This is a genomic window from Aliiglaciecola sp., assembly GCF_039982535.1.
Lineage (GTDB): Bacteria > Pseudomonadota > Gammaproteobacteria > Enterobacterales > Alteromonadaceae > Aliiglaciecola.
On sequence record NZ_JBDWYG010000046.1, the window covers coordinates 86,469 to 105,895 of the forward strand.

The following is a 19,427-nucleotide window of genomic DNA, read 5'->3' on the forward strand; positions in this document are numbered from 1 at the left end:
CTTATATTTGTTTACAAACACACTATTGGTGTTAACTAAATTGCAGCTCTACCGCCTGTTTTGGTAGCATTTGCTGCAATTCATAAATTAATTGGTCTTCTGGTGTCACATACCACTGTGCACCAAACGCTAAAACCATTTCTGCATCGGGATGAACAACCCGCATATTTACCGGGCAACTTCCACCTTGATAATTTTGCAGAATTGCTTGCAGTTTAGCCACTCTTTCATCGTTACACCAGTCAGATTCTACTTCTAACCCTAAGCATTTTACATTTTTCTCTCGAGCCTGAACGATATCCATAGCGTCACGACCCGATATTGTATTGCCACCTGAGAAATCATCAAAGCTGACCTGTCCGGAAATCAGCAGAATTCTGTCAGGTTGTAACAATTCTTCGTACTTCTCGAACATATCAGGGAAAAAGCGCGCATCCATTCGAGCACTTTTATCATCTAAAGTAACAATCGCCCAACGACGCCCTTTTTTGTTAGTCATCACACGCACACCGATGACTAAACCAACTGCAACAGAAGTCGTATCTTTGTTGGTGGGTTTTAAGTCCACCAAACGAGCTGAACTGTAATGTTTTAACTCTTTTTCATACTGATTTATTGGGTGACCTGTTAAGTATAGGCCAAGAGTTTCTTTTTCTCCGTCTAACCATATTTTTTCTGGCCATTCAGGAACATTAGCAAATGCTTGTTTCACCTGATCCGGTTCGGTGGTTAATAAACCAAACATATCAGATTGACCATGGGATTCCGCTTTAGCATGCTGATCGGCAGCAGCTATGGCTTCAGGAAGCGTCGCCATGATACAGGCTCGATGTGGCCCTAAATTATCCATAGCGCCAGCCATCACTAGCTTCTCAAGCACCCGCTTATTGATCTTCTTTAAATCCACTTTAGCACAAAAATCAAACAGGTCAGAAAACTTAGTATGTTCTTTACGGGCAGCAATAATAGCTTCGATAGGACCTTCCCCTACCCCTTTTATCGCTCCAATCCCATAAACAATACGACCTTGTTCATCTACCGTAAACTTATATTGTCCGGCATTCAAGTCAGGTGGCAATATGGTTAAGCCCATACGGTTACATTCATCCACCAAGGTGACGATTTTATCGGTATTGTCCATATCCGCTGACATTACCGCGGCCATAAACTCAGCAGGATAATGGGCTTTTAACCACAAGGTTTGATAAGACACCAATGCATAAGCAGCTGAGTGTGATTTGTTAAAACCATATCCGGCGAATTTTTCCACCAGATCGAATATTTTCATCGCAAGATCAGGGTCGATATTATTGCCTTTCGAGCCTTCGGCAAACACACTACGTTGTTTGGCCATCTCTTCTGGCTTTTTCTTACCCATCGCCCGGCGTAGCATATCTGCTCCACCAAGGCTGTAACCCGCCATGGCTTGCGCAATTTGCATTACTTGTTCTTGATACAAAATAATGCCGTATGTGGGCTCTAATATTTCTTTTAAACACTCGTGTTGATATTCAGCATCCGGATAAGAAATTTCTTCTCGGCCGTGCTTTCTATCAATGAAGTTATCTACCATCCCCGACTGCAATGGACCCGGTCTAAAGAGTGCCACCAAAGCGATAATATCTTCAAAGCAGTCAGGTTTAAGACGCTTAATCAAATCCTTCATACCGCGGGATTCCAATTGGAATACAGCCGTGGTTTCTGAATTGAGTAGGGTTCTAAAACTTTTTGGGTCTTCTAGGGGAATGGCCGTAATATCGATTTGTTTGCCACGCCCCTCGGCAATCATATCTATGGCCCATTGAATAATGGTTAGCGTACGTAGCCCTAAGAAATCGAACTTCACCAATCCCGCAGTTTCAACATCATTTTTATCGAATTGGGTAACCGGATTTTTACCTTCATCGTCGCAATATAATGGCGCAAAGTCGGTAATCTCAGTTGGGGAGATAACCACCCCTCCAGCATGTTTTCCGGCATTACGGGTAACACCTTCTAGGATACGCGCCATATCGATGAGGTCTTTAACCTCTTCATCTTCTTGATAAAGCTCTGGCAATCTGGATTCGACGGCAAAGGCTTTTTCTAAGGTCATGCCCGGATCAGAGGGTATTAATTTGGAAATGCGATCCACAAAACCATAGGGATGCCCTAACACTCGGCCCACATCACGGACAACTGCTTTAGCTGCCATGGTACCGAAGGTAATAATTTGTGACACCGCCTGACGACCATACATCTCGGCAACGTGGTCAATTACCTCATCCCGTCTATCCATACAAAAGTCGACGTCGAAATCAGGCATGGAAACCCGCTCGGGGTTAAGGAAACGTTCGAATAACAAATCGAACTCCAAGGGATCCAAATCGGTAATATCCAAGGCATATGCCACCAATGAACCTGCACCTGACCCCCGGCCTGGCCCCACTGGAATACCGTGATCTTTACTCCATTGAATAAATTCCATTACGATCAAGAAATAACCGGGAAAACCCATTTGGTTAATTACGGTTAATTCAATTTCCAAACGTTCGTCGTATTCGGGTCTTTTTTCCGCCCGTTCTTGTTCATCTGGGAACAAGAATTTTAAGCGTCGTTCTAATCCTTCCCAAGACACTTTCACCAGATAATCGGCATCTGACATGCCGCCGGTGGGGAATTTAGGCAAAAAGTATTCGCCCAAGGTTACTGTCACGTTGCAACGCTTAGCTATTTCAACGGTATTTTGCAAAGCTTCTGGAATATCTGAAAACAGCTCACACATTTCCTCGGGACTGCGCAAATACTGTTGTTCACTGTAAAGTTTAGGACGACGTTTGTCGTCTAGGGTATAACCATCGTGAATACACACTCTAATTTCATGAGCGGCAAAACCTTCTTTAGCGATGAAACACACTTCGTTGGTAGCCACCACCGGCAGGTCATGCTCCAACGCCCAATCAGTCGCTCGTTGAATATATTCTTGCTCGCCAGGTCGGCCAGTACGAGTTAATTCTAGGTAATAACAGTCTTCAAAGTGAGTTTCATAAAACTGGGAAATTTGTGCAGCTAAGGGCATATTACCTTTGGTTAAAACTTGCCCCAAATCACCGGACACCCCACCAGATAAAATAATCACCCCTTCTTTATGCTCAACCAACCATTGTTTATCAATAACGGCTCTGTTTTGCACGTGACCACGTTGATAAGCTTTGGAAATCAACAGGGTAATATTTTTATAGCCTTGATTATTGCTTGCCAACAAGGTCAGTCTAAATAACTCGTCACCTAACTCTTCGCTTTGCACCCAAAAGTCAGCGCCAATTATGGGTTTGATCCCATTTGCATGAGCGGCATCGTAATACTTTACCAACCCGCACATATTCATCTGGTCGGTAATTGCCACAGCAGGCATGCCCATTTCTTTTACTTTCCCAAGGATAGGCTTGATCTTATTCAGGCCGTCCATCATCGAGTAATCAGAATGAACCCGCAAATGTATAAAATTCACAGCGTCTTGAGTAACTTCAGACTGCATGGATAACTCCATTTTTTTGTATCAAAACCTGTTGCACTGGTTTAAAACTCATACGGTATTCTTTGGTGGGTCCAAGTTCAGCCAAGCGCAGCAAATGTGCTTTGGTTGGATAGCCCTTGTGTTGGTTAAAACCATACTCTGGATATTGTAAATGTAATTCTGCCATTTCCCTATCCCGGGTCACTTTGGCAACAATAGATGCGGCTGAAATCTCAGCAACACTGCCATCGCCTTTAACAATAGCTTCACTCGAATAGTGCCAATCTGGACATCGATTTCCATCTACTTTGACGAAATCAGGTTGAATTGACAAGCCTTCTACGGCGCGTTTCATTGCTAACATAGTGGCATGTAATATATTGAGTTGATCAATTTCTTTTGGGTTTGCCCGTCCTACCGACCAAGACAATGCATTTTCAATAATTTCGTCAAACAGTAAATTGCGTTTTTTTTCACTTAACTTTTTAGAATCATTTAATCCTAGAATGGGCTTGTTAGGATCCAATATTACTGCAGCGGTGACAACATCGCCCACTAAAGGACCACGGCCAACTTCGTCAACACCGGCTATCAAATAGTTATCACTCATATTGAGCACCGATTAATTTTAAAACTGCCTTAGCGGCTTGTTTATCCGCATCTTGTTTTAACATTTTATGTAAACCCACAAATTCCTCGGGTATTTTCAGGCTATCACCTGCAAACATTGGGATAAGGTATTCGGAGATGGTCTCTGGATTAACGTCTTCTTGCAACAATTCAGGGACTATGGGTTTATCAGCTAATACATTTGGTAGCGAAAAATAATTGGGTTTATACATGACTTTCATTATTTGATGGGTAAGCCATTTTAAACGATAGGCAACCACCATAGGGCGCTTACATAACATTGCTTCAAGAGATGCTGTACCTGAAGCAAGTAAAATCCCATCGGCAGCAATCATAACGTTACGAGATTGCCTCATAAGCACAGAAATATGCATGTTCTTAGGATAATCAGGCGAATTCTTAAATGCAGATACGATGTCTTCTATTTGATTTTTACGAAGTTCGTTAACCGCTGGAATAACCACATGTAAATCGTCTAATGTTGCACACACTTTACTGGCACTTTGCAAAAAGACCTCAAGCAACATGTTCACTTCACCCGCGCGACTACCCGGTAACAACGCCAGTACTTTCGCGTCTTTATTTAAGACAACGCCATCTAATTGCTCACGAGCGAGAGTCTGACTAGGATAAATGTCAATGTCGTCAGCCATAGTGTGACCAACATATTGGCAGGGAAACCCATGTTTGTCATAAACGGCTTTCTCAAATGGGAAAATACTGAGCACCAAATTGGTGGCCTCAGCGATGCCGTAAATTCTGTTTTCACGCCAAGCCCAAACCGTCGGGCTCACATAATGAACTGTTTTCACGCCTATCTTTTTGAGTTTCTTTTCTAAGGGAAGATTAAAATCTGGTGCATCAACACCAATAAAAACATCAGGCGGGTTATCTGTAAAATGTTGCAGTACAGTTTTTCGAATAAATAACAGACGACGAATGCGAGACAGTACTTCCACTATCCCCATTACAGAAAGCTCTTCCATTTCAAACAAAGTAGAACAACCTTGCTCGAGCATATTCGGCCCAGCAATTCCTTCAAACTGTGCATCTGGATGAATAGCTAAGATCTGTTTTATCATACCGGCAGCTAATACGTCACCGGAGGCTTCTCCGGCAACGATAGCAATTTTTAATGGACGCTTAGACATATCAGGTTGGCTCGCAGTTAGCGATAAAACTAAACTCTAGAATGTAAACTAGGATTAGCGGATGATTCCTCGATTGGAGTTTGCAACAAACTCTGCCATTAATCCCACTTCTTTAGTGGTTTCGGCCATTTTGCGTAACTCTTGTACGGCTTCTTCAGCTCGGTTGCCATTGCGATAAAGCACTTTATAAGCACGTTTAATACTCATTATTACCTCTTTATCAAACCCTCGGCGACGTAAGCCTTCAGAGTTAATCCCTGCCGGTGTATTGTCGATTCCGTTGATCATCACATAAGGAGGAATATCGCGCAATATTATCCCACCGCCTCCGGTAAAACTATTAGAACCAATTTTGCAGAACTGATGCACAGCTGTGTTACCACCTAAGATAACTGCGCTGCCAACATGCACATGACCAGCTAAAGTTGCATTATTAGCAAAGATATTATCATCGCCAATAACACAATCATGGGCGACATGGGCATAAGCCATAAATAGATTATTGGAACCTATTTTGGTTAGGGATTTGTCTTGAACAGTTCCTCGGTGAATAGTAACTGATTCTCGAAAAACATTGTTATCACCGATTTCAAGTCGTGTTTTCTCGCCAGCATACTTTTTATCCTGACATTCTTCACCGATGGAACCGAATTGGAAAAAACGATTATTTTTACCAATAGTACATGGGCCTTTAATGACCACATGTGACTCAACAACCGTTCCACTTCCTATCTCGACATCTTCACCAATAAGGGAATATGGACCAATTTCAACGTCTGATGCCAATTTAGCAGACGGATGCACAATAGCTGTATCATGGATCACAGGTTACATCTTCCTCATTGCACACATAAATTCAGCAACGCATGCTTCTTGACCATCTACGCTGGCTACGCCTTTGAATTTCCAAATACCACGCTTTTCTTTGACCACACATACATCGAAATCTAATCTGTCACCAGGAACAACTGGGCGTTTAAAGCGAGCGTTATCTATACCTGCGTAGAGGTATAACTCATCACTATTCCCTGCAGTCTTAAACCCTAATATGCCAGCAGCTTGCGCCATGGCTTCAAGAATTAACACACCAGGAAATATGGGTTTTCCGGGGAAATGACCGGTAAAACAAGGTTCATTAAAGGTAACATTTTTATAGGCTTTAATGGTTTCACCTAATACGTACTCAGTCACCCTATCAATCAATAGAAAAGGATACCTATGGGGTAAAAGTTCCATGATTTCTTCGATTTCGATAGCGTTCAAATTGTCGGCCAAAGGCTGATCTCCTTTAAGAAGTAATGGGTGTCTACCCAATTACTTTGTAGTTTGTTGTTTTTCTAAAACTTTGACACGTTGAGCAATAGACGAAATTTTCTTGAGTTGAACCGCATTTTTGCGCCACTCTAGATTTGGCACCGCTGGCATACCAGAGGAATACAAGCCAGGTTCAGTTACACTTTTCGTAACCATACTCATTCCAGTAAAGTGTGAGTTATCACAGATTTCAATATGCCCGTTAAAGCCACATAACCCTGCAACACTACAATTCTTGCCCACTTTTGTGCTACCGGCGATAACTGAACATGCTGCCATAGCCGTGTTTTCGCCTATTTCTACATTGTGGGCAATTTGTATTTGATTATCAATTATCACACCATCTGCGATAATCGTGTCTTCTAGAGCACCGCGGTCGATTGTAGTACTTGCCCCAATCTCTACACGATCCCCAATAACTACACGTCCCAATTGAGGGATTTTAATCCATTTGCCCTTATCATTGGCATAACCAAAACCATCACTACCAATAACAGTAGCGGATTGCACTAAACAGTTTTCGCCCATTATCGTGTTGTGATAAAGGGTGACATTAGCCCAAATCTTGGTTTGGCTACCTAAACGGCAATTTTTACCAACAAAGCTACCCGCGCCTATTTGAACATTGTCGCCTAGCACAACCCCAGTTTCGATAACGGCCTGGGCTCCCACGCTCACATTCTCACCCAATATGACGTCATCTGCGATAACAGCTGATGGGTGAATACCTGATGCGGCATCGGGAGTCGAATCAAGAGCCTGTGCAACTAACGCGAATCCTACATATGGATTTGCATGAACCAGCGCTGTACATGGGCAATTGGATAACTCATCTGGATGTAAAATAACAGCCTGTGCTCTAGTGTCAGCCAGATCACTACGATACTTGCTATTCGACAAAAAGGAAATCTGACCAATGCCCGCATTTGCCAAGGTACTCAAACTATTAATCTGGGTATCTTCAGTATCATTGCCAGATAAATGGATGGTAGCACCAATAAGATCTGCCAATTGTTTTAAACTGAGTGACTGCATACAGGCTCCGGTAGTTACTTCATTTGACTAACTTTTTTCAATACTTTTTCTGAAATATCGTATTGAGGAGTTGCAAAAACTACGGCTTGTCTATCTAAAACCATATCAATTTTTTCTTCTGTAACAACGGCTTGGATAGCTTGTTGAAGAATAGTCACAATTTTAGTGTTTTCTTCTTGTCTACGTTGTTGAAGTTTTTCTTGTAAAGGTTTTGCAAGTGCTTCAAATTCAGCGTTTGCAGCTTGTAAACGCTCTTGTTCTGCTTTGATTTGCGCTTCACTCATTGTGGGTGCGTTTTTCTTAAGTGAATCAAGATCTGTAGCGATCTTCTGACGCATAGCATCCACTTTTGAACCTTCGTCTTTAAATTCAATTTGTAACGCTTGCTGACTAGCAATTGCTTGCGGCATTTGCTGAATCACAGCTTCACGACTTACAACAGCAATCTTCTGCTCTGCGAAAGCAACTGAACTTAATAAAGCACTACTTAAAAGTGCAGTAACAACTAAGGTTTTAAATATTTGTTTCAAGGGAAACTCCTTCCTGGTTTAAATTACGTTCTTAGCTCAAGCTAAGTATTTGATTAATAATCTTGGTTTAAAATGTTTGACCAATGTTGAAAGAGAAGAATTTTACATCGTCCCCAACACGTTCTTGTAAAGCTCTAGAGAAACTAAACACCATTGGTCCCATCGGTGAAAGCCATTGTACAGAAACTCCATAAGAAGCTCTATAGCGAGTCCAATCACCGTAATCGGCTACTGGATCTTCACTTATCTGAGTTAAATCACGATATAAACTATAGTCGAATTCAGTATCCCACACATTACCAGCATCAAGGAATAAGCTAGAGCGAACAGAATTGTCAAACTCTTCACCAACAAAGGGTGTAGGCACAATTAATTCTACGCCACCTAGCAACATCGCGTTACCACCTAAGGAACGAGAAGATACGGCAACTTGGTCAGATTCAGGACCTAACAAGATAGTTTCGCCGTCAGGACCAATAATACTGGTTGGTGCTAACTGCACACCACGAGGTCCAACGGTGTTATTTTCGAAGCCACGTAAGGTATCGCTACCACCTGCAGTAAAGTTTTGGGTGAATGGCATTATCTGTTCGATACCATTTGTTTCACCATAACCGTTACCATAACCAGCTCGTAGTCGAGTCAATACAGACCAGCGTTGATCACGAGTAAGAGGGAAATAGAATTTGGTATCAAAAATCGATTTGAAATAATTTACATCAGAATTAGGGGTCGTAATGCTAAACGAAGCACTTTGTGACGAACCAGCCGTTGGGAAAATACCACGGTTTAAGGTACTACGAGTCCAAGATACTGATGCTAAGAAACTAGAGTAGTCAATAGGTGCATCTGGATCCTCTTCATCCACAAATTGATTGTAGAAACGATCCGTTTGTTCGTAGTTACTTTGACGCGATAATTCAACGTCACTGAAACTCAGACCAAAGTTAATTCGGTTGAATTCGTTAATTGGATAACCCGCATTAATACCAATTGTGTATTGTTTACTGTTGTATTGAACGAGGTTTGCACTACCAGCATCAAACTCACTGTAGGAGATGTTGCCACCCAGACTGATCCCATCAATGGTGAAATAAGGGTCTGTGTAAGATAACTGAATACTCTTTTGATAGGAAACCGTGCTCACATTAAATGCTAAGCGCTTACCCGTTCCTAAGAAGTTATCCTGCTGAATACCCGCTTGTAAGCTTAGTTTTGTTCTATCACCGTAACCCACACCGGCATTAAATGAACCTGACGCTTGTTCTTTAACTTTGTAGACCACGTCAACTTTGTCATCTTCACCTGGTAAACGAACCGTTTCGAAGTCTACCTCTTCCATATAGGTCAAACGTGATAGGTTATTTTTAGACGACTCCAAAGAACTATTAGATAACCAAGTACCTTCCATCTGACTTACAGATTGACGTAATACTTCATCAGCGGTAACGGTATTCCCTTCAAAGGTAATACGGTTCACATAAATACGTTTACCAGGATCCACCGATAAGGTTAGTTTAACGGTTTTATCTTCATCGTTTATTTCTGGAATGGTAGTAACAGTAGGATAAGCATAGCCAAAACGACCTAGATACTTACTGAAGAATTCTTCAGTGTATGTAACCTCTGCTTGGTTATACAACTCGCCAGCGGTAAGGGGTAATACTGCTCGCATATACTCTTCATTACCCAGCAAATCACCAATCAAATCCACTTCGGAGATGGTGTACTGCTCACCTTCAGAGATATTCATTGTAACGTAAATACCGTCTTTTTCAGGGGTCATAGAAACTTGTGTTGAATCTACCTGATAACGTAAATATCCGCGATCTAAATAGTAACTTCTTAAGGTTTCCATATCGCCAGATAAGGTTTGCTTTTGGTAGCGCGTTTCAGATAAAAAGTCCCACCATGGCGTATCGAATTTTAATTCCATCTGCTTAAGCAGCTCAGCATCAGAGAACACTTCATTACCGACGATATTAATTTGTTGAATTTTTGCAGAGTCGCCTTCTTCAAACAGTAACTTCAAATCAACTCGGTTACGAGGCAATGGGGTTACGATGGCACTCACGTCAGCATTGTATTTACCAATACTGTAGAAAAAGTCTTTCAAGCCGTTTTCTATTCCAGTTAAAACGGTTTTGTCTAATGGCTCACCAACACGGATATTATTACCGTCCAAGCTTTCTTGTAATTGCTCATCTTTTATATCGTCATTGCCGTCAAAGATAATATTACTGATAGTAGGACGCTCTTTAACCTTAACCACCAAAGTGTTGCCATCACGAAGAATTTCGATACTTTCAAAGTGAGTAGATGAATACAGGCTGCGAATCAACTGAGCCGAGCGGAAGCTATTCATGGTATCACCTACTTGCACAGGCAAATAGGTCAGTGCGGCTCCCAAAGCAACCCTTTGTAAACCTTCAACTTTGATGTCGGATACGACAAACTCTTGGTCTGTAGCAGCTAATGCAAAGCTAGCACTGGACCATATTAATCCGGCTACAACTAACTGTTTAAACTTCATTTATTAATATTCTTCCTAAGCACTCATAGCCTACTTCGGCAATGTAGTTTGTGTCATCCACACTATAAACGCGCAATGTCATTATAAAAAGCTACTGTCATTAACAGTAACAAGATGATCCCGCCAATTTTAAATCCAACTTCCTGCACGGATTCCGGAACCGGTCGCCCAGTTAAAAGCTCTATAAAATAATAGAGTAAGTGCCCACCATCAAGCACTGGAAGAGGGAAAAGGTTAATAATTCCCAAATTCACACTAATTAGCGCTAAAAAGCTCAAAAATGCAACAATCCCAGCACTGGCAGTCATACCCGCACCTTGAGCTATCGATATAGGGCCACTTAGGCTTTTAACCGAAACATCACCGGTAAAAAGCTTACCAATCATGTTAAAACTCAATGTTACAAGTCGCCAGGTTTCACTTATTCCTTCAGATAGACCTTCAATTGGACCGTATTGTTTGTGAAATAAATATTCTTCAGGATAAGGTTCTAAATAGGTTATTACCCCTAATAAACCTGTATCAGGATCATCTGGTTTCACACCAATAGTCGCTGCTACCTGCTGTTCAATGCCATTTCTATCTATGGTGATAGTAACATTTTGTTTTGGGTGCTGCTCTATCAGCTCAACTATTTGTTCCCAATTTGCCACAGTAGTTCCATTAAACTTGAGAATAATGTCATTCACTTGCAATCCAGCTTGTGCAGCTGGCGAAGATTCGCTGACTAAAGCCAGCTGTTTCGTGGGGTTGGTTCGAAATGGAGCAAATCCTAAACTCGCCATTGGAGATGTGGTTTCTGGATCAAATTGCCAGTTTGTTAAGTCTAAATCTAATACTTTACTGTAACCATCTTTGCTGATTACTTGCACTTGAGTGTCAGAATCACCAATAAGCCGCATAACTTCATAGTTTACTGCTTGCCAATCGCTAGTTTCATGCCCAGAGATGTGGGTAATTTGATCTCGCTCTTCGAAGCCTGCTTCAGCGGCAATAGAATTAGGCTCAATATTGCCAACAATGGGTTTAACGGATTGTTCGCCAATCAACAACATCAAATAAAGCGCAAAAACCGCAAAGATAAAATTGACCATTGGACCGGCGGCAACAATGGCTATACGTTTAAGTACATGTTGTCGGTTAAATGCGTGAGGTAAATCAGCTTCACTGACCTGCTCTACCCGCTCGTCAACCATTTTAACGTAACCACCTAAGGGAATAGCGGCAATAACATACTCTGTCCCAAGTTTATCGGTACGTGACCATAGCGCTTTACCAAAACCAATGGAAAACCGCTCCACTTTCACGCCACATCGACGCGCAACCCAAAAATGTCCCCATTCATGGACGGCAACAAGTATCCCAAGGGCAACAACAAATGCGGAAAGGTTACGAATAAACTCAAAAATCAAACTATGCTTCCTATAAATTGTTTTGCAAGGGTCCTAACTTCTTTATCTACCGCCAAAACCCCTTCAATGTCGTGCAATTGTTGCTGTTCGATGCGCTGCAGCATTTCTTCATTTACTTGCGCAATTTGAGTAAAACCTATTTGCTGGGACAAAAATGCCTCTACAGCCACTTCATTGGCAGCATTTAATGCGGTTGTTGCATGCTGTCCTGCATCACAGGCGTCAATTGCCAATTTCAAGTTTGGATAGCGCTGAAAGTCAGGAACCTGAAAACTAAAATCAGCTAACGTAGAAAAATCTAAGGGTTTGACCCCAGCATCAATACGGTTAGGAAAGGCTAAACAGTGGGCAATTGGTGTTTTCATATCCGGGTTGCCCATTTGTGCCAACACTGAGCCATCGGCATATTGCACCATGGAATGAATAATACTTTGCGGATGCAATACTATTTGAATATCAGAAGAGTTTAGGCCAAATAGCCATTTTGCTTCGATAAACTCTAATCCCTTATTCATCATAGTGGCCGAGTCTACAGATATTTTTCGCCCCATATCCCAATTAGGATGGGCACAAGCCTGGTCTGGGGTAATATCTTGAAAGCTATCTAAAGCACGATTTAAGAATGGGCCACCAGAACCGGTTAACAATATTTTGGCGATACCTGATGTAGCTAAATCTCCATATTCGAAATCTCTGGGGAGACATTGGAAGATAGCATTATGTTCACTGTCAATTGGCAACAATTGCGCGCCGCTTTTATTCACTTCTTGAATAAAAATATCGCCACACATTACCAATGCTTCTTTGTTCGCTAACATAACTTTTTTACCCGACTTAACCGCCGCTAATGTGGGTAATAAACCTGCTGCACCAACAATTGCAGCCATGACACTATCAACGTTAGAAGCAGACGCAACTTGACACAAGCCTTCCTCACCTACTAACAACTCGCAGGTTAACTGGGCGTTTTTCACTGCCTGTTGAGCAGCCCCGTAAGACTTAGTATCTGAAATAACCAGATAATCGGGCTGAAACTGAGTTGCTTGAGAAATGAGTTTGTCAATATTGGAGTGGGCAGTTAATGCAACCACGTTATACTTTTCTGGGTGGAGTTGAACAACATCTAACGTGCTTTGACCTATAGAGCCTGTAGCCCCCAAAATCGCGATATTCTGCATTATGCCATCCACAAAACGTAGCAGTAAGCAAACACCGGAAATGCAGCAGTAAGACTATCAATTCGGTCTAAAATCCCACCATGACCTGGCAGAATTTTACCGCTATCTTTTATTCCTGCGCAGCGTTTAAACATACTTTCATTTAAATCACCTAATGCGGAAACGCCTACCGTCAAGCCACCAATTAAAACATGCATCCAGATTCTACCTGGATCTACTTGGTAGTGCAGAGCAGCAAAAGCAATAATTGCCGTAGAGGCTGCGATACCGCCAGCTAAACCTTCAAGGGTTTTTCCTGGGGAAACATTAGGACGCAATTTGTGACGACCAAATTTCACGCCAACAAAAAATGCACCAATATCAGCGGCCCAAACAATTCCTAACACGTAAAAAATAAGCGACACGCCATACAATGGGTCGATGTCGTACATGTGTGAACGTAGGGAAACGACGGCAACAAAGGTAGGGATTAGTGTAAATACGCCGAATAAGCAGCGTATGGCCTTGCTGGTTCGCCATATTGATGAAAAGCGCGGATACGCAATTATCATGAGTAAGGAAACAAACCACCAAATTGCAGCTACACCTAGAATATATACGTACAGGCTATTTAGTGCACCTTGATACCAAATATTTTGTGTTGGTACCCAGTAAACTAAGAAAAGGCAGCAAAAAAGAATGAAAAACGCATAAATTGCTTTTTGAGGTCTAGGCTTAATACTCGACATATTAGCCCATTCATATCCACCTAAACCGACCACTAGGGCTATAAATAACTCAAAGCCCAGTAATGGTAGAAATAAAATACAAATTAACGCTAGAGGAGCTAAAATAACTGCTGTAATTATTCGCTGTTTTAACATAATTAGCCTTTGAGCTTGGAGGAAAACACGATCATTTCGTTTCCACCTGCTCTCCTGTCATACCAAAACGCCTTTGACGTTCGGAATAATCATTTACAGCAAGCTGAAATGCCTGCTCATCAAAATCTGGCCAAAGGGTATCAGTAAAATAAAGTTCAGCATAAGCACATTGCCACATTAAAAAATTACTGATCCTGTGTTCGCCACCAGTACGAATGAGCAAATCAAGTTCAGGTTGATCAGCTAAAGACATAAACTGGTTAAAATCAGCTTCTTCAGCATTGTCTACATTCAAACCTTGATCTGCGGCTTGTTTAGCAAATGCTTTAGCGGCATTTAAAATATCCCAACGGCCACCGTAATTGGCTGCAATATTGAGAGTTAATGCACTATTATGCTCTGTGAGTTTTTCGGCCTTTCTAATTTTTTCAACAAGTTTGTTATCGAAGCGCGATGTGTCGCCGATCACTTTTAATCGAACATCGTTTTTATTTAGCTTTTTGGCTTCGCTATTTAGCACAAAATTGAATAAATCCATTAATACACCCACTTCTTCAGCGGGACGATTCCAATTTTCACTGCTAAATGCAAACAAGGTAAGGGACTCTATGCCATTTTGACGGGCAAAACGAACGGCAGATCGCACAGACTCAACACCGGCTTTGTGACCGAAAGTGCGGATCTTACCTTTCTTTTTAGCCCAACGGCCGTTGCCATCCATAATAATGGCAACGTGTTTTGGGGTATTTAGATTACTCATAAGGGAATAGGAATTAACCTTAAAAGGTTATATTTCCATCAACTCTTTTTCTTTATCTTGCAAAGCGCCATCGATGGTTTTTACAAATTCGTCGGTTAATTTTTGAATTAACTCTTCACCTCTGCGGCCTTCATCTTCGCTCAGTTCTTTTTCTTTCACCAATTCTTTAAGATCGGCGTTGGCATCGCGGCGAATATTACGAACAGCAATACGCCCCTGCTCAGCTTCGTTTCTAACCACTTTGATTAAATCTTTACGACGCTCTTCTGTTAACGGTGGTAAAGGAATTCGAATAGCAGCTCCTGAACTCATTGGATTTAATCCAAGGTCAGATTGCATAATCGCTTTTTCCACAGCCGCAGCTGCACTTTTATCAAATACCGTTAAAGCTAGTGTTCTTGCATCTTCGGCAAAAATATTAGCTAATTGTTTAAGTGGTGTATCGGCACCGTAATATGGCACCATAATGCTATCTAAGAGCGCTGGATGAGCGCGGCCAGTTCTAATTTTACTTAATTGGCTTTTCAGTGCACTGATGCTTTTTTCCATGCGTTGTTTTGCATCATCATGAATTTCATTTATCACTGCAATCTCCCTAATTCTTATAATTCTAATCGTTTGTTAGATCGTTGTTATTGATTATCTGTGCCTTGATGGGAAATTGTCGTCCCTTCATCTTCACCTAAAACAACACGACGTAACACGCCTGGTTTGTTCATATTGTAGACGCGAATAGGCAAGCTATGGTCGCGAGCCAAGGTAAAGGCTGCTAAGTCCATGACTTTTAATTCTTTTTCTAAAACTTCTTGGTAACTTACGTTTTTAAGCAATACGGCTTCTGGATTCGTCACTGGGTCATCATTGTATACCCCGTCGACCTTAGTACCTTTAAGTACTGCATCCGCCTCTATTTCTATGCCTCGTAAGCAGGCCGCTGAATCAGTGGTAAAAAATGGATTACCTGTGCCAGCAGAAAAAATTACCACACGTCCAGATTTTAAAAGGCTAATGGCCTCAGTCCAGTTGTATGCATCACATACACCGTTAAGGGGTATCGCTGACATTAAACGGGCATTTACAAATGCTCGATGAAGAGCATCACGCATGGCTAAACCGTTCATTACTGTGGCCAACATACCCATGTGGTCACCAACGACACGATTCATCCCAGCTTTCGCTAACCCCTCACCGCGAAATAAATTTCCGCCGCCAATTACTAATCCTACTTGCACACCCATTTCAACTAATTCTTTGATTTCTTGGGCCATTCTATCTAGAACTTTGGCGTCGATACCGAATCCTTCGTCACCCATAAGGGCTTCACCACTTAACTTTAGCAGAATTCTTCGATATGCAGATTTTGGTGCGATACTCATTTATTGGCAATTCCTTAGTTAATTGGATAAGGGGTGCAAACCCACTAAATTTATCCGCGTAAATAGTACATATAAAAAGGCACCTCATATTGAGGTGCCGATAGTTTATATGACATTGGCTTTTCGCAAAAGCGAAAGGCTCAATTATTTCTTTGCGGCTTCCATTTGCGCTGCTACTTCAGCTGCAAAATCTTCTTCTTTCTTCTCGATACCTTCACCAACTTCAAAACGTACGAAGTTGATAACGTCAGCACCTTTAGCTTTCAAAAGTTGGCCAACAGTGTTTGAAGGATCTTTAACGAAAGGCTGACCAGTCAAGCTAACTTCGCCAGTGAATTTCTTCATGCGACCGATAACCATTTTTTCAGCGATTTCAGCAGGCTTGCCAGATTGCATAGCGATTTCAAGCTGAATTTCTTTCTCTTTCGCTACAACTTCAGCTGGAACATCTTCAGGTTTAACAAACTGAGGACTAGCCGCTGCAATGTGCATTGCGATGTCTTTTGCCAAATCTTCGTCACCGCCATTCAAAATAGCGATTACGCCGATACGACCACCGTGCACGTATGCACCAAGGTTGTCGCCTTCAACAGAAATAACACGACGAGGAGAAATGTTTTCGCCAATCTTTGCTACTAGAGTGTCACGTGCATCAGAAACAGTTACGCCATCGATTTCGCTGTTATTAAGCGTATCCATGTCGTTGATTTTATTTGCAGAAGCAACATCAACTAATTTGTTAGCAAAGGCTAAGAAACCATCATCGCGAGCAACGAAGTCAGTTTCACTGTTGATTTCCATCATAGTTGCTACACCATTAGCAACTTTAGTCATGATCACGCCTTCGGCTGCAATACGGCCAGCTTTTTTAGCGGCTTTTGCTTGACCAGATTTACGCATATTTTCAATTGCTAGCTCGACATCACCGTCGGTTTCTACCAATGCTTTTTTACAATCCAACATGCCGGCGCCGGTGCGCTCGCGAAGTTCTTTTACTAGGGCTGCTGTCACTGCCATTTTGGTTTCCTCAGCATTTATAAATGGTTCTTAACTTAAGAAACAGGGGCCGTAAATAATTACCGCCCCTGATGAGATGTTTGTCATTTTACTGTACTTACGTCACAGAAAAATGACACGTTCACGACAAGCAAGTCGTGACGTTTTAATTACTCAGCTGCTTCAACGAAATCGTCTTGCTCAGCTTGTACTTCAAGGTTTTGTTCGCGACCTTGGCTTACAGCGTCAGCTGCAGCGTTTAAGTACAATTGAACAGCACGAATTGCATCGTCGTTACCAGGAATGATGTAATCAACACCATCTGGGTTAGAGTTAGTATCAACTACTGAAATAACTGGGATACCCAAGTTACGTGCTTCAGTGATTGCAATGTGCTCGTGATCAGCATCAACAACGAATAAACAGTCAGGAAGACCGCCCATGTCTTTGATACCACCTAAGCTGCTTTCTAGCTTAGTCATTTCGCGTTGAAGCATTAATACTTCTTTTTTGGTCAACTTTTCGAAAGTGCCGTCTTGAGACTGTTGCTCTAGCTCTTTCAAACGCTTGATTGATTGACGTACTGTTTTCCAGTTAGTCAACATTCCACCTAACCAACGCTTGTTAACGTAGAATTGGTCACATTTCTGTGCTGCTTCTTTAACTGCGTCGCTAGCTGCGCGTTTAGTACCTACAAAAAGAACTTTACCTTTTTTAGCAGAAACACCGCTAATGTAGTTCAATGCTTCATTGAACAAAGGTACTGTTTTTTCAAGGTTGATGATATGAACTTTGTTACGAGCACCAAAGATGAAAGGTTTCATTTTTGGGTTCCAGTAACGAGTCTGGTGACCGAAGTGCACGCCCGCCTGGAGCATGTCACGCATAGATACGTTTGCCATTATTAATTTCCTCAAATTGGGGTTAGGCCTCCATACATCCCATCTATCGATCCGTTCAGGCGGCAAACCCGAAACAGACACCCCGACAAATGTGTCGATGTATGTGTGTTATTAGTTAATTTCGCAATTATTCAGAGCACAAAAATGATGCTATTGAATTTGCGGTGCGCTTTATACCATGCTGCACCCTGTCACGCAAGTAAAAAGCGATAGGCGGGCCATGGGAAACAACATAAATAAACTAAACTTGCATTTCCTCTACTCATCTATACATTTTTGAGCTGAAAAGATACAATTCAGCCCATTATTGCAATGAGTTATTTTTTTAGGACGCAAAATTGACAATCACGATTAAAACACCAGATGAAATTGAAAAGATGCGTGTGGCAGGCAGATTAGCCGCTGACGTATTACAGATGATTGGCCCCTATGTTAAAAAGGGCGTAACAACTAATGAACTCAATCAAATCTGTCATGATTATATTGTCAATGAACAGAAATGTATTCCTGCGCCTTTAAATTATGGGCATCCCCCTTTCCCTAAATCTATTTGTACGTCAGTTAACCATGTTATTTGTCACGGCATTCCTTCAGACAAAAAACTAAAAGACGGCGATTCCATCAATATTGATGTCACCGTTATTAAAGATGGTTACCACGGCGATACTTCAAAAATGTTTGTTGTAGGTAAGCCTAGTATTTTGGCTGAGCGATTAATTAGAGTCACCCAAGAGTGCTTATATAAAGGTATTGAACTGGTCAAACCCGGCGCTCGTTTAGGCGATATTGGCCACGTAATTCAGCAATATGCCGAAAAACATAATTACTCCATCGTGCGCGAATATTGTGGTCATGGCATAGGTGCTAACTTCCATGAGGAACCACAAGTGGTTCATTACGGACGACCGAATACCGGTGTTGAGTTGCAAGAAGGCATGTGTTTGACCATTGAACCTATGGTAAATGCCGGCAAACGTTATTCAAAAATATTGCCTGATCAATGGACTGTGGTAACTAAAGATCGCAGTTTAAGTGCCCAGTGGGAACATACCTTATTGGTTACTAAAAACGGGGTAGAAATTCTGACTCTTAGAGACGACGAAACCATTGATAGAGTGATAAGTCATTAATTCAGAGTATTTTTTTACTTATTATTAATGATTATGACTAACGTAAATTAGTTATTTGCTATACAACTTAGGTTAATGGACACTTTGATTTACAGATTGAAATTTTTTAGTCTGTTTATAT

At 41.6% G+C, this 19,427-nt stretch carries 17 protein-coding genes; 1 reads left to right on the forward strand and 16 read right to left on the reverse strand.

The window, feature by feature from the left end; translation table 11 throughout:
- Positions 1 to 31: 31 nt before the first annotated feature.
- The 16 genes from dnaE to rpsB all read right to left on the reverse strand — a co-directional run bounded on the left by dnaE (position 32) and on the right by rpsB (position 18,176).
- Entirely contained in the window at positions 32 to 3,517 is a 3,486-nt protein-coding gene (dnaE, locus tag ABJV04_RS15700; RefSeq protein WP_348492519.1) for a DNA polymerase III subunit alpha, read from the reverse strand.
- A complete protein-coding gene (gene rnhB / locus ABJV04_RS15705) occupies positions 3,507 to 4,106 on the reverse strand; it encodes a ribonuclease HII (protein ID WP_348492521.1) in 600 nt (199 codons plus the stop codon). Before rnhB ends, dnaE begins: the two co-directional genes overlap by 11 nt.
- Entirely contained in the window at positions 4,099 to 5,277 is a 1,179-nt protein-coding gene (lpxB, locus tag ABJV04_RS15710; RefSeq protein ID WP_348492522.1) for a lipid-A-disaccharide synthase, read from the reverse strand. Before lpxB ends, rnhB begins: the two co-directional genes overlap by 8 nt.
- 54 nt (positions 5,278 to 5,331) lie before the next feature.
- Entirely contained in the window at positions 5,332 to 6,102 is a 771-nt protein-coding gene (gene lpxA / locus ABJV04_RS15715; RefSeq protein WP_348492523.1) for an acyl-ACP--UDP-N-acetylglucosamine O-acyltransferase, read from the reverse strand.
- Positions 6,103 to 6,105: 3 nt separating this feature from the next.
- A complete protein-coding gene (gene fabZ, locus ABJV04_RS15720; protein ID WP_348492524.1) occupies positions 6,106 to 6,552 on the reverse strand; it encodes a 3-hydroxyacyl-ACP dehydratase FabZ in 447 nt (148 codons plus the stop codon).
- Between the two features lie 39 nt (positions 6,553 to 6,591).
- Positions 6,592 to 7,626 (reverse strand): UDP-3-O-(3-hydroxymyristoyl)glucosamine N-acyltransferase, encoded by a 1,035-nt coding sequence (gene lpxD, locus ABJV04_RS15725; protein ID WP_348492525.1) that lies wholly within the window; start codon positions 7,624 to 7,626, stop codon positions 6,592 to 6,594.
- Between the two features lie 14 nt (positions 7,627 to 7,640).
- Positions 7,641 to 8,156: an OmpH family outer membrane protein gene (locus ABJV04_RS15730; RefSeq protein WP_348492526.1), complete on the reverse strand. Its 516-nt coding sequence runs from the start codon at positions 8,154 to 8,156 to the stop codon at positions 7,641 to 7,643.
- 67 nt (positions 8,157 to 8,223) lie between these two features.
- Positions 8,224 to 10,689: an outer membrane protein assembly factor BamA gene (bamA, locus tag ABJV04_RS15735; protein ID WP_348492527.1), complete on the reverse strand. Its 2,466-nt coding sequence runs from the start codon at positions 10,687 to 10,689 to the stop codon at positions 8,224 to 8,226.
- 62 nt (positions 10,690 to 10,751) lie between these two features.
- Positions 10,752 to 12,098 (reverse strand): sigma E protease regulator RseP, encoded by a 1,347-nt coding sequence (gene rseP, locus ABJV04_RS15740; protein ID WP_348492584.1) that lies wholly within the window; start codon positions 12,096 to 12,098, stop codon positions 10,752 to 10,754.
- Positions 12,098 to 13,279, reverse strand: coding sequence for a 1-deoxy-D-xylulose-5-phosphate reductoisomerase (gene ispC / locus ABJV04_RS15745; protein ID WP_348492528.1), 1,182 nt, complete (start codon positions 13,277 to 13,279; stop codon positions 12,098 to 12,100). The genes rseP and ispC overlap by 1 nt, the downstream gene beginning before the upstream one ends.
- Complete coding sequence (locus ABJV04_RS15750) at positions 13,279 to 14,142, reverse strand: phosphatidate cytidylyltransferase (RefSeq protein ID WP_348492529.1); 864 nt, start codon at positions 14,140 to 14,142, stop codon at positions 13,279 to 13,281. Before ABJV04_RS15750 ends, ispC begins: the two co-directional genes overlap by 1 nt.
- A 31-nt stretch (positions 14,143 to 14,173) precedes the next feature.
- Positions 14,174 to 14,902, reverse strand: coding sequence for a polyprenyl diphosphate synthase (uppS, locus tag ABJV04_RS15755; RefSeq protein WP_348492530.1), 729 nt, complete (start codon positions 14,900 to 14,902; stop codon positions 14,174 to 14,176).
- A gap of 27 nt (positions 14,903 to 14,929) precedes the next feature.
- Positions 14,930 to 15,487 (reverse strand): ribosome recycling factor, encoded by a 558-nt coding sequence (frr, locus tag ABJV04_RS15760; protein ID WP_348492531.1) that lies wholly within the window; start codon positions 15,485 to 15,487, stop codon positions 14,930 to 14,932.
- A gap of 47 nt (positions 15,488 to 15,534) precedes the next feature.
- Positions 15,535 to 16,278, reverse strand: a complete 744-nt coding sequence (gene pyrH, locus ABJV04_RS15765; protein ID WP_303474457.1) for a UMP kinase — start codon at positions 16,276 to 16,278, stop codon at positions 15,535 to 15,537.
- Between the two features lie 144 nt (positions 16,279 to 16,422).
- A complete protein-coding gene (tsf, locus tag ABJV04_RS15770) occupies positions 16,423 to 17,295 on the reverse strand; it encodes a translation elongation factor Ts (protein WP_348492532.1) in 873 nt (290 codons plus the stop codon).
- A gap of 149 nt (positions 17,296 to 17,444) precedes the next feature.
- Positions 17,445 to 18,176: a 30S ribosomal protein S2 gene (gene rpsB / locus ABJV04_RS15775; RefSeq protein WP_303474459.1), complete on the reverse strand. Its 732-nt coding sequence runs from the start codon at positions 18,174 to 18,176 to the stop codon at positions 17,445 to 17,447.
- A 338-nt stretch (positions 18,177 to 18,514) separates the two neighbouring features.
- Between rpsB and map the strand changes: the two genes are divergently transcribed.
- Entirely contained in the window at positions 18,515 to 19,306 is a 792-nt protein-coding gene (gene map, locus ABJV04_RS15780) for a type I methionyl aminopeptidase (RefSeq protein ID WP_348492533.1), read from the forward strand.
- Positions 19,307 to 19,427 lie beyond the last annotated feature (121 nt).